This is a genomic window from Streptomyces sp. CAU 1734 (assembly GCF_039888735.1).
Taxonomy (GTDB): Bacteria; Actinomycetota; Actinomycetes; order Streptomycetales; family Streptomycetaceae; genus Streptomyces.
On sequence record NZ_JBDQQP010000019.1, the window covers coordinates 150,205 to 161,496 of the forward strand.

An 11,292-nucleotide genomic window follows, 5' to 3' on the forward strand; every position below is an offset into this window, starting at 1 on the left:
GGGGTGATGCTGTCTCGGTTTCGTGAGTTCTGATCCGCTGGCCGATGGGTGTTGGTGTGCTCGGGGGTGTGGATCGGACAGAGCAGGGTCCGGCTCCGGAAGGGGCGGGTGGTGATTCGAGCAGGGCTTTGCCGGCTGTGTCGGTTCGGGCGTTGCGGGGGCCTGTAGTGCGTCGTTTGCTGGCCCTGCGGCGGGAGGGGAAGCTCACCACTGTGCAGGTGAGGTCGGCGGCGGATGTGCTGGGGGTGCGGGAGCGTGCGGTGTGGCGCTGGCTGGCGGCCGCCGAGCGGGACGGGGCTGCGGCCCGGGCACCGGGGGAGCGGGCCGCGTATCCCGGGCGGTTCACGGTCACCGCGGAGGTTCGGGCTCTGCTCGCGTTGTGGAAGGGGAACGTCGCGGCGGTGCATCGTGAGCTGGCCGCCCGCGCGGCCAGGGGTGAGGGCGAGTCTCCTCCGTCGATTCCGACGCTGCACCGGGCGATCCGCCGTGATCTGACGCCGGGGGAGCGGGCCGGACTCGCGGGTGGTGAGCGGGCGGCTCGTAAACACGATGTGTTCCTGGCCCGGCCGCGGGGCTGGCGCAACCAGGTGTGGGAGACCGACCACATGCTGGCCCCCGTCCTCGTCGATGTCGACGGCACCGCCCGAAGGCCGTGGATCACCTGGTTCACCGACTGCGCCACCAACGCGATCACCGGCGTCGCGGTCACCCCGGTCCATCCCTCAAGAGAGTCGGTGCTGGCCGCGCTGCGCTCCGCTGTCCTGCGCGAAGCCCCCTACGGCCCGTTCGGTGGCCTGCCCGAGAAGGTACGCGTCGACCGCGGCAAGGACTTCCTGTCCCGGACGGTGACCGCCGCGTTCGACCTCCTGGACGTCACCATGGAGGACCTGCCCGCCTACACCCCCCACCTCAAGGGCACCGTGGAGGGCCTCAACCGGGCGGTGGAGAGCATGTTCCTGGCCGCGCTGCCCGGCTACGCCCGCCAGCCGCGCCCCGGTAAACGGCCCTCCCGCCCGAAGGACGAAGCGCTGCTCGGCTTCGAGGACTTCACCGCCCGGCTGCTCGCCTGGACGCTCTGGTGGAACACCGAACATCAGCCCGCGCCCTTGCGGGGCAGGACCCCGCTTGAGGCGTGGCAGGACGATCCCACCCCGCTGCGGGACGTGGCGGCGGCGGATCTGTGGACGTTCACCCTGGAGGACGCCGGCACCCGCACGCTGACCACCCGCGGCATCCGTTTCAGGAAACGCGATTACGTGGGGTCGTGGATGACCGGCCAGGCAGGCATCCAGGTCCGTGTCCGTTTCATGCCCCACCACGACCACCGCATCGAGGTCTACCACGCGGCCACCGGCCGCTACCTCGGTCCGGCGGACCTGGCCGACCAGGCAACCGAGGAACAGATCAGCGCCGTACGGAAAACGAGGGCCGCCCGTGCGCGCCGCCTGAAGAAGGACCTGCAGGCCTCCCAGCGCGAACGCTACGCCGCCGCCACCCAGGCCGAACCCCCACGGCGGCTCGGCGCACTGACCACCGCCCAGGCCGGAGCCGAACTCGCGCAGGCCACCGATACGGACCTGTCGGACCTTGCGCTGCCGGACCTCATCCCTCCCACCGCGCCCCCTTCCGGGTGGCGCACTCCTGCTTCCCTGGCCGCACTGACCGGCCCCCAGCCCAATCCGATGCCACCCAGCCAGGACAGCGCTCCCGCACTGGAAGCCCCGGGCGGCCGCGCCATACCCTTCGCCACTGACGACGACGGAGACACCTGATGACCGCGGCCACCTACCAGTACGTCGACCTACCCGACGCGTCCGTGGTCACCACCCGCGCCCTCCTCACCGCCCGGGAGAACATCACCGACACCGTCGCCGCCCGCGCCATGATGTGCATCCACGGCGGCGCCGGCTTCGGCAAGACCCTCGCCGTCAACACCTGCCTGCGCGAACTCGAACCCGCCGAGGACGTCCGCAAGATCACCTTCCGCGCCCGCCCGACCGCCCGCGCGGTGCGCTACGAACTGTTCACCGCCCTCGATCTGGCCGGCGAGCCGCCGCGCCACCCCAGCGAGTTCGACCGCCTGCTGAAAACAGCTCTGGCCGAACGCCCCCGCACCTTTCTCGTGGATGAGGCCCAGTGGCTCAACGGGGAAGCGTTCGAATACTTCCGCTACCTCTGGGACGAACCAGCTACCCAGCTCGCGATCATCTTCGTCGGCGGCGCGGGCTGCCACACCGTGCTGCGCCGCGAACCGATGCTCTCCTCCCGCGTCTTCATCTGGCAGCAGTTCACCCGCCTCACCCCCGCCGAGATTCTCGAGGTCATCCCGCTGTTCCACCCCGTCTGGGCAGACGCCGAACCCCAGGACATCACCTTCGCCGACCAGCACGCCGCACACGGCAACTTCCGCGCCTGGGCCCAGCTGACCGCCCACACCCGCACCGCCCTGGCCCGAACCGGCCGCCCCCGCGTCGACCAGGAACTGCTGCGCTGGGCCTTCAGCCGCCTCGCATGACCCTGGGATCCGCCACGGGATCGCCGACTCTCACACTGGTCATGGACCCCCACGACGACGCCGCCCACACCCATGCCGCCCTGACCGCGCACGACCCGCCCTCGGGCCGGATCACCCTGCACCCCGGCCCGGGCACCACCAGCGACACCGCTCTGGCCCACGACCTCCTGGCCGCCCTGGACAAACCGCCCATGCTGCCGGGCCGTTTCCCCTCCGGCCGCCAACCCGCCTGGGAAGCCGCCACCGCATGGGTGACCGCCCTGCCCATCACCCGGCTGACCGTCCTGCGCGCCCACCGCCTCAGCCTCCGCCGCACCGAACGCCTCCTGCAACTGCACGCTGCCACGGGCCTCCGCCTCACCCTGGTCTGCCACCGCCCTAGCCTGCCCGCCGCCCTTCACCAGGCCCTGGGCACCATCGAGTACACGACCATCACCGGCATCACGGCAGCCCGCCGCCACTACCACCACGACGGTGACGGGCGGCCTGCCGCCGAGCCCGCAAACAGGACCGTTCCCGCCCGGCGGGCCGACCGCTGGATCACCGTGCCCACCCTGGACCGCCTCGTCTCCCACGACAGCCCCACCACCTGCACCACCCCGTGCACACCGCCCCCGATCGCCTGGCGACACCGCCCGCAGCCCGCGCCCCTCACCCCACACACAGCCAGGGAAGCCGCCCGCCGCCTCTCCACCGTCACTGCCCACCCCCGCCTGGCCGCCGCCCTCACCACCACGCTCTTCACCGGCGCCTCCCTCCAGCAACTCGCCACCGCCCGCCGCGGCGACTACGACGACGCCGCGGCCACGCTCGCCCTCCACGACCACGCCCGTTACACCGACGGCTGCGCCACCTACCCCGTACCCCCGTGGGGGCGGGTCTTCCTGCGGGCCGCGGCCTGCTTCGCCCGCCTCACGCCCGGCGGAAACCAGGAACTGCTCGCCGCGGAAGGCGACCGCACCCACCTGCTGCGCCTCGCGGAAACAGCCAGGCTGCGCCCGCCGCAGCCTCCCGCCGCCAACCGCACAGGCCCGGCCGGCCGGGTCGAGTGGGACTGGCGCGAGCGGCAGGAAGCCGAGAGGTACGACACGCTGCTGGCCGTACCAGAGGAATCCCCGCGGTGCTGAACAGTCTCTTCCGCAGGATCGGCTGCGCGACGAGCACTCTCCCGGGCTGGGCCGGCAGGAAGGTCATCCGATCGAGAAATCGGCGAACTCGACGTCGGTGAAGGCGATGTGCAGGCCATGGCCGCGCCGGCCCCCGTCACGGAAATACGCGTGCCCCAGCGCGCGGGCGAGAATCACCAGCTGCTGCTTCTCGTCCTGGGCGGCGAACAGCTCCCGGGCCACCTCCCCGGGCAGATCCTGGGTAATCCACCGCACCCGCGGATCATCCGACGAACCCGCCGAGGCGGCGAACCCGAACCGCGCCCTGGTGTGAAAGACGAAACCGTCTGCCTCGGCCTGTGCCCGCCGACGGGTCCGGACCCGGGGCTGCCACCGCGCCAGAACCGCCTCTTCGATCGCCCGCGCCTGCGCAGAACCCGGCGGACGCCGCGCGCCGGGCTTCCTCGCCACCCACCGCTGCACGGTGCGCTGCGAAACCCCCAACACTGCGGCCACCTTCCGGGTGGAGCCCTGATGCACAGCGAGCAGGAACCGCAGACGGGCCTCGGTGCTTGAGGGAACGGGCCGCGTACGCAGCGCGCGCTCCAATCCCAGCGCTATCTTCCCCACGTCTGCTCTCCAAACACTCCGCAGACTGGGCCGACTTCCCACGACCCGCGCCCTCAGGACTCCCACACCCGCCCGCGTCGGCCTACCGGTTTCGACATCTTCGGGACGCCATGGGCCAGGGTCGGCTACATGAGCCTCAGTGTCGATGGCAGGGTGACGCCCATCGCGTTCTCAGCTCTTGCTGTCCTGCACTGTGGCGGGCTATTTCTTGCCTGCGGTTTTGAAACGGAAGCCGAAGAGTCCGCCGGTTTCGTGTTCGTCGGTGAGACGGGGGCTGCGGATGTAGGGCTCGGGGTTGAATCCGCGGTGTGAGGCCATTCCCAGGCTATCGGTGTTGATGGTGACGATGTACTGCAGGTTCTCCTCCTCGGTGACTTCTGCGGCAAGCTTCAGGGCGGCGGCAACCTGCCGGTCGTCAACGCCGTCGTAGAGGTGGCTGTCGTGGACGAGGAAGTCCGGGCCGCGGCCGTGTCGGTGCGCCAGGACGGCGAGGGTCAGGTCGAAGCAGAAGATGACCATGTTGCCGATGCCCCGGCTGCCGTCGCTGTCGATGCGCGGAGTGATCGTCAGGCTGTTACGGCCAGCCTCAATGGCGAGGTACGCCTCACGGCCTTGCCCGTAGAGGCGCTGGGCGTAGTGGGAGAACAGCAGGATCGCTTCGTCTGTCTGCTGGCGGCGCTCCTGGAGATCGGTGTCGACTGCCTGCTGCAGTTCCACACTCTTCGCGGTGATCTGTCGTGCGCTCGCTTCGAGTGTCTGTGCCGCTTCGAAACGGTGGCGCAGTGCTTGGAGCGCGGCTTCCTCGCGTCCGAGAGCCGTCTGCAATGCCGTGAGGGCCTCCAGGGCCCCACCTTCAGCGAGGTCTCGAAGGAGCCGTGCCTGATCTTCGCCCAGGCGTGCCCGCTCGGTACGGCGTGCATGGAGCCGTTCAGTGAGTTCGGTGATCTCCTCTTCCAGGAAGCGCCGACGGTTGCGGACGACTGAGTGGTGGAAAGTCTTCACGTCCTCGAACCGGCGGCGGACTTGATCGCTGAGAATGACACCGAGCTCGCGGTAGACGGGCTCCAGGTAGTCGACCTCGACGTCGGATGTCTCGGTGACAGCTGCCTGGAGTTCTTCGAGGTTGTGCTGGTCGAGCACGTCTTCCTGCGCCAGTTGCTTGATGCGCCGGCTGACCTCATCCGCCCTGTCCTTGAGGCGCTCGTACTCAGGAACGACCTGAAACGCCGTGACCTGACCGCGCAGCCGCTCCACCTGAGCCTTGGCCAGCGTGATCTGGCCTCGCAGATCTGCGGTGGAACCGACGATGCGCCCCCACACGGGGTCATCGACAGCTTTCTTCAGCTGCGCGCGGGTGGCCTTGCGGGCGGCAAGCTGCCGGTACTCGTCGACGAGCTGCCAGTCCAGACCGAGCAGATAGGCCAGGTTGGAGGCCGCCTCCGGAGCAGACTGCCGGGAGAAGGTACGAGTCGGCTCGTTGAAGCCGTGCGAGGAGATACGGCGTGCGAGGAACGAAAGCAGCACCCTTCCGCTCACACCCGAGTGGTCGCCGCGAAGACCGAAAAGATCCCGCTCGATCAGCTGCGTCCACCGCTCCACCGGCAGCTCGTGCTCACCTGTGCTCGGGAACAGAGCACCATCGTGACCACCGGCCACATCCTGATCAAGCCTCACGAAACCGGAGCGCTGTCCGCTACGGCGGATACGAAGCGGAGTCTCCAGACCCGGCCAGTCCATCTCAAGGCCGAACGTAATGTGACGCAGCGCCTTGTTCATCGCGAGCGTGGTGGCTGAGGCCCGCGCTCCCAGCAGGAAATGGATCAGCTCGATCAGGCTGGACTTGCCGGCGCTGTTGCGGCTGTCGGTGTCCGCCGATGACGCAGTTGTCTCCGCGACCAGAAGGTTCAGGCCCTCGGTGAAGGACACCTCTTTGAAGCGCTCATCGTCAGCGCTCAAGCGGCGCAGCATGCGTACTCCTTGCAACGAGGACGTCCTGGTCCAGCTCTATGGCACCCATGCTGTAAAGAACATCCAGCGCCAGCACGAACCAGCCGAACGATACGGGCGAGGTATGAGCGTGCTCAGTCCGCCAGGCCCTCAGTCGGGACCATGCCTGGCTGACAGACCGCGGCTCTTCCAGCTGCAGCAGGATCTGAGCGCCGATCGCGAGCAGGCATCGGTCAGGCGCGATGCCCTTTGTAGGAGTGATCACGCCGATATCCTGAACCCAGGCTGCCAGCCAGCCGGGGGAGCTTCGAAGATGTCGCACCGCTCGAAGAAATGGGCAAGGACGACAAGGGCGGCCCGCAGGACCTTCCGGCGCGGCTGGGCGTTCCCCAGCACGTACATCTGGAGCTGCCACAGGACGTCTTCAGGGTCAGCCCACTCCCTGCGCACCTGCTCGTAGTACACCCGGAAGCCCTGAGCGACCTCGTCGTGTTCCAGCTCCCGCATTGTGCCTTCGTAGAAGGCGTCTACCAGGTGGCTCTGACGCATCCCGCGAAGTAGATCCTCCCGCGCCTCGCCTTCGAGCCGGTTGAAGTCCAGCTTCTCGATCCGCACGTCCGGCAGAGGCATCAAAGGGTCGGGGGTGGTGCGCAGGTCCTGGAGCTGCTTCAACAGGGGCTCAAGATCGTCCATCCCGATCCCGAAGGTCATCTCCTTGATCGGGATCTCGCACCGGAGAACGTCTTCGGCTGTCACCTGGTCCAGCTGCATGCATTCCTGCCACAAGCGCCGGCCACCCATCTGTTCAAAGCGCAGGGCGGGCTTGTCGGCGGCTGCCTGCGACAGCATGGCCGTCACTTCCGGGTGCACGCCGCGCCGGTCGTTGTGCACGAAGACGAACGTGTCGAACTGCCCACTGCGCTTGGCCAGCGCACCGGCCAAGTCGCCATCGAACTTCTCGCGGATCTTGCTCGGCTTCACTGTCTGCGGGGCATAGCATGCGTACAGCCTGCGGGAGTGCAGCGTGAGACCGTCGGCTGACATGTCGCCCAGACTGCCTGCGGTCCGTACGTCCAGGAAGTCCGGGTACCTGGAGCACATGAGCCGGTGGAAGAAGTCCTCGAAGTCGTTCTCGTACGACTCCGCCATGAGCTCAAGAAACTTAACCCGTGCGTAGGCACGCTGTTCGTACCGCATACATCCCCCTCACGGACGAGGAGGCAAGAGTAGCCCTACGTGATCACTCTCGACAGTCGTGTAGTTATATCAAGCGATATCCGCCCCGGACCTCTCGCTGCCGACTGGGACAAGGTTGGGCAACTGTTGCACCGTCGCGTTTTGCCACCGCCGGTCCTGTCACCGGGAAACGCCCCTGACCTCGGCTCGCCACCACCCGTGCATCCGGCGATTCCAACACCAACGCCATGAGGCCCCGGGAGCAGTTGCGCCCGGGGTTTCTGTGCACTTTGCTTGACCGTCGGGTTCATCGACTGGCTGTGGGTGGTGTCATGCCCATTCGATGCCGATGTTTCGGAGTGTGGTCCGCTGGTGGTGGGTGAGGCGTTCCAGTCTCTGTTTGGTGTTGGTGGCGAATGTGCCGAGTTTCACTGTGTGTTCGGTTCCGTTGATGGTGATCTGTTCGGTGTGGGGTCGGGGGACGGTGGTTTTGCCTTCTCTGGCGATGTACTGGGCGTAGGCGGTGACGCCGCGCTGGAAAGCTGCGGACAGTTTCTCCACCCCGGACCCGCCCTCCGTCGTGTTCTTTCCGGCTGGGGTGGGGGCGGGCTGCTCGGCCGGCGCGATACCGAGTGCGGTCAGCCGTTCCCGCTGTTCGTCGGTGAGCTGTTTCCAGGTGGCGGGTTTCTGCTGCCGCTGGATCCATGCCCCGAGGTCGTCGCTTTCGAACAGCACTCCGGGTTCGATGAACGGCAGCATTCCGCCGGGTTCTTCGGCGGCCAGGTCGCGGAGGACGGCGTAGTGGCGTTGCCAGTCGAGGGGCCAGGGGCACGCCCAGTCGGGGTCGATGGCGGTCATCTGTGCGGCCCTGGCCTGGGCCCGTTCGGTGTCCTTCCCCAGGCCGCCTTTCCTGCGGAGGTTGGCCATATGCCGCCCCACCGGCTGCGCCTCCGCCTCGGTCTCGCCCCAGACCGCGTCCTGCCGCGGAGCGAGATGCCCGTGCGCCCGGTGATACGAACGGAAGAACGCGAGCTTTGTCTCCCACGCCTCATCTCCGGGTTCCCAGAGCATCCCTTCCTCGTCCAGCAGCAGCCGGCGCCGGTCTTCCAGGTCTCCGGTCCGGGCTGCGCGGCGTTGCTGGGCTTCCCAGCGGCCGAGGGGGTAGTTCACGACGCCGACGGGTACTTCGGTGTCGTACGGGGTGGCCACGAGGCCGGTGATGCCGTTCTCGAACCGCCACTTTCGCCGCGCCTCGTACCCCTCCAGCCACACCAGCGATTCCGGCCGGTAGACGCGGGTGCGGAGGAACGCGGCGATCGTCGCGGGATCGCGTGGACTGGAGAAGTGCAGCAGCGCGGACTCGACCGCGGACTGACTGCCATCGCCCTGCTGCTCCTCGTCCCCGGCTCGGACGATCTGGCCGTCCGCGTCCCGCGTCACATGCGTGCGCTTCTCCTGCTCGCCCCGGGACAGCGCCCGGGACGCCAGCTGCTCGACCAGACGGGCGTCATGAGAGCGCAGGCCGTTGAGCACGGCAACCAGCGGCTTGAAGTTCGCGGAGGCGATCATGCCGCCCGGATCCTCGTCCCGCTCCAGGAAGATCGGCACGATGATCCTGGCCACCTTCGTGGTCCCGTCGGGGTTGGGGCGGAGAGCGCGGCCGATGTTCTGCACGATCTCGACCTGGGACCCGCGGGTGTCGGCGAAGCAGATCGCCTCGACGCCCCGTTCGCCCACGATGTCGACGCCTTCGCCGAGGACCCGTACGGAGGCGAGGAACGCCCGGTGCACACGGCGGTTGTTCGCATCGATGCCGTTGGCGAACTGGCGGATGGTCTCGCGGCGCTCTGCGACGAGGTGGTCTCCGCACAACCACGCTGCCCAGACGCGGTCCGGTGGGACGTGGCGGCCGGCTTCCAGCTCGTAGAGCTCCGCCTTGATGGACGATTTCGGCAGCTTCTCCGCGTCGGCCAGGGCCTGGTCGGGGGCTTCGGTGCGGTAGAGCTCTGCGGCGGTGTGCGGGAGTTTCTCGGCGAACGCTTCGGCTTCCTCGACCCGCTGGTGGAACGTCATGACGGTGCGAAGGTTGCGGGCTGCGGCGTGCTCCAGGAGCGCGGTCTGCAACAGGGCGAGCCGCCGGCCCCGCAGCGCCTCCTCCGAGATCCCGAGGATCGGGTCGGGGTCCCGGATTTCGAGGACGTCGATCTCGAACCCGGCCAGGATCGACCGCTCGATCGCCTCCGAGAGTCCGAGGTCCACGATCCGCTCCCCGTACGTCTGGGAGTCGTCGCTCATGCTCGCGATCTCCAGCTCGCGTCCGTCCTTGCCCTTCTGCGGGCGGGGCGCGGCGAGGATGCGGGGGGTGGCGGTGAGGTAGAGCCGGAAGTCGGCGGGGATGCGGGTGTTGTCGTGGATCGCCGCCCACGGACGCCCGAGATCACCGGCGGTGCCGTGGGCCTCATCGACCACAGCGAGGTCGAACGGGGCCATGGTCTGCCCGTACAGCCGCTCCCCGCCTGCCAGGGCGGCTTCCAGCGGCCCCCGGATGCGCGTCTGTCCGGTTGGGTCGGTGGGGTCTTCCCGGTCGACGAGGGAGGCGTACGTGGCCAGCACGACCACGGGCCCGGAGGCGGCCCACAGGGCGAGCTGGATCGGGTTGGTGGTCGACCTGACCCCCAACTCCTTCAGAACGGTGTCACCCTCCAGCGAGCACACCGCGACCATGGGGGCCTGGTGGCCGACCCGGCGCCATGCCTCGGCGGTTTGGACGAGGAGGTCGAGGGTGGGCACCATCACCAGGATCCGCCCGCCCCGGAAGCAGTCGAGCGCGGCAACAGCCGTGGTGATCGTCTTCCCCGACCCGGTTGCCGACACGATCATGGCACGGGCACCGTGTTCCGGCACAGGCGATCTTGCGGGGAATCCGACCCACTTGCGGATGCGGAAATTCGCGTCGGCCTGATGCTCTCTCAGTGTGATCCTGTGAAGTCCGAGTTTCACTGCTATCAGTTTTCCTTGATGAGAACGGTCTGAAATACTTTTCAGTCGTCACGGGTATCGGTCAACCTGTGTCTATTCACCAAGTCCTTTGAGGCCCCATGCGTTGAGCCCGGAATAGACAGTGGCGGTTCGGCATTGGGGTGCTGACATGCATTCGGCCACTCCGCGGTAGACAGCCACGAGGGAGTCAGTCCCCCGCCACCATGTGTCCGAGAGTCCGGCGACCTCCAGGACCGGCTCGAAGCCGTCAAGACGCAGTGCTTCCACCGCGTCTCCGCTCACCCTGGTGATGGTGCCTGCACACCGGAAGGCATGATGCGCGAGGGCGAGAGACTCCACCCATCCCTCGATACTGGCATGCAGGGGGATCCAGTAGTCGGCATGGATACCGAACTCTCCGCCGGGGCCGATCATGAAGGACCAGGGAAGGGCAGTGCGCTGCAACCCGGCTTCAAACCACCAGCCTTCCGTCTCCGATCCCCCCGGAGTGTCCGCACTGAACGAACTGGGACCGCCGTCGTAGTGCGGGGAAGGAGGAAGAGCTATCCCACCCCAAGCCCGCTGGTAACTCACAGCACGGTCGACCTCCACTGCAGGGATTCCATGATCCAGCCACCCGGCCCGGTCCACGTCAGGGCAGGGGATCGAATACCCGTGGACCTCGACGAAGTGCCGAGCTCTACGAGTAAGACCTCCAGGAATATTCCGCCCGATCATCGCGCAACTTCTCCCATAGCTTTCCCGCCACACCCACCATGGCCAAGGATGTCTCCTATTTTTCACAACTCTACATGTTGCCTACTCTCCATACCCCGCCCACCCGGAAACCCAACCCGATCAAGCCGCCCCCACCCTTCTCACTGCCGCCAGTCCGCGGAGCGGACCCTACGGTCCCGGAGCGCAGCGGAGGGACTCTCA

Annotated in this window: 8 protein-coding genes; 3 read left to right on the plus strand and 5 right to left on the minus strand. The window is 67.8% G+C overall.

Annotated elements, in window-relative coordinates:
• Positions 1–167: 167 nt before the first annotated feature.
• Genes AAFN69_RS30155 through AAFN69_RS30165 form a run of 3 tightly spaced genes read left to right on the plus strand, consistent with a single transcriptional unit; the run spans position 168 to position 3,642 of the window.
• A complete protein-coding gene (locus AAFN69_RS30155; RefSeq protein WP_347732049.1) occupies positions 168–1,772 on the plus strand; it encodes a transposase family protein in 1,605 nt (534 codons plus the stop codon).
• Positions 1,772–2,515 (plus strand): ATP-binding protein, encoded by a 744-nt coding sequence (locus AAFN69_RS30160; protein ID WP_347732050.1) that lies wholly within the window; start codon positions 1,772–1,774, stop codon positions 2,513–2,515. Before AAFN69_RS30155 ends, AAFN69_RS30160 begins: the two co-directional genes overlap by 1 nt.
• A gap of 41 nt (positions 2,516–2,556) precedes the next feature.
• Positions 2,557–3,642 (plus strand): hypothetical protein, encoded by a 1,086-nt coding sequence (locus tag AAFN69_RS30165; protein WP_347732051.1) that lies wholly within the window; start codon positions 2,557–2,559, stop codon positions 3,640–3,642.
• Between the two features lie 63 nt (positions 3,643–3,705).
• On the opposite strand, the gene AAFN69_RS30170 is transcribed toward AAFN69_RS30165, so the two are convergent.
• The 5 genes from AAFN69_RS30170 to AAFN69_RS30190 all read right to left on the minus strand — a co-directional run bounded on the left by AAFN69_RS30170 (position 3,706) and on the right by AAFN69_RS30190 (position 10,374).
• Entirely contained in the window at positions 3,706–4,251 is a 546-nt protein-coding gene (locus AAFN69_RS30170; protein ID WP_347732052.1) for a helix-turn-helix domain-containing protein, read from the minus strand.
• A gap of 201 nt (positions 4,252–4,452) precedes the next feature.
• Entirely contained in the window at positions 4,453–6,219 is a 1,767-nt protein-coding gene (locus tag AAFN69_RS30175; protein WP_347732053.1) for an ABC-three component system protein, read from the minus strand.
• Positions 6,197–6,463 carry an ABC-three component system middle component 6 gene (locus AAFN69_RS30180; RefSeq protein WP_347732054.1) on the minus strand — a complete coding sequence of 89 codons (267 nt, stop codon included), beginning with the start codon at positions 6,461–6,463 and terminating at the stop codon, positions 6,197–6,199. The genes AAFN69_RS30175 and AAFN69_RS30180 overlap by 23 nt, the downstream gene beginning before the upstream one ends.
• Positions 6,460–7,395, minus strand: coding sequence for an ABC-three component system protein (locus AAFN69_RS30185; protein ID WP_347732055.1), 936 nt, complete (start codon positions 7,393–7,395; stop codon positions 6,460–6,462). The genes AAFN69_RS30180 and AAFN69_RS30185 overlap by 4 nt, the downstream gene beginning before the upstream one ends.
• A gap of 309 nt (positions 7,396–7,704) precedes the next feature.
• The gene (locus AAFN69_RS30190; protein ID WP_347732056.1) at positions 7,705–10,374 is read right to left on the minus strand and encodes a Helicase associated domain protein; all 2,670 of its coding nucleotides are present in this window, start codon (positions 10,372–10,374) and stop codon (positions 7,705–7,707) included.
• Positions 10,375–11,292 lie beyond the last annotated feature (918 nt).

Bases quoted from the DNA above. Each gene is read 5' to 3' on its own strand.
- AAFN69_RS30165 (WP_347732051.1), top strand. From the start codon at position 2,557: ATGGACCCCCACGACGACGCCGCCCACACCCATGCCGCCCTGACCGCG.
- AAFN69_RS30175 (WP_347732053.1), bottom strand. From the start codon at position 6,219: ATGCTGCGCCGCTTGAGCGCTGACGATGAGCGCTTCAAAGAGGTGTCC.
- AAFN69_RS30160 (WP_347732050.1), top strand. From the start codon at position 1,772: ATGACCGCGGCCACCTACCAGTACGTCGACCTACCCGACGCGTCCGTG.
- AAFN69_RS30185 (WP_347732055.1), bottom strand. From the start codon at position 7,395: ATGCGGTACGAACAGCGTGCCTACGCACGGGTTAAGTTTCTTGAGCTC.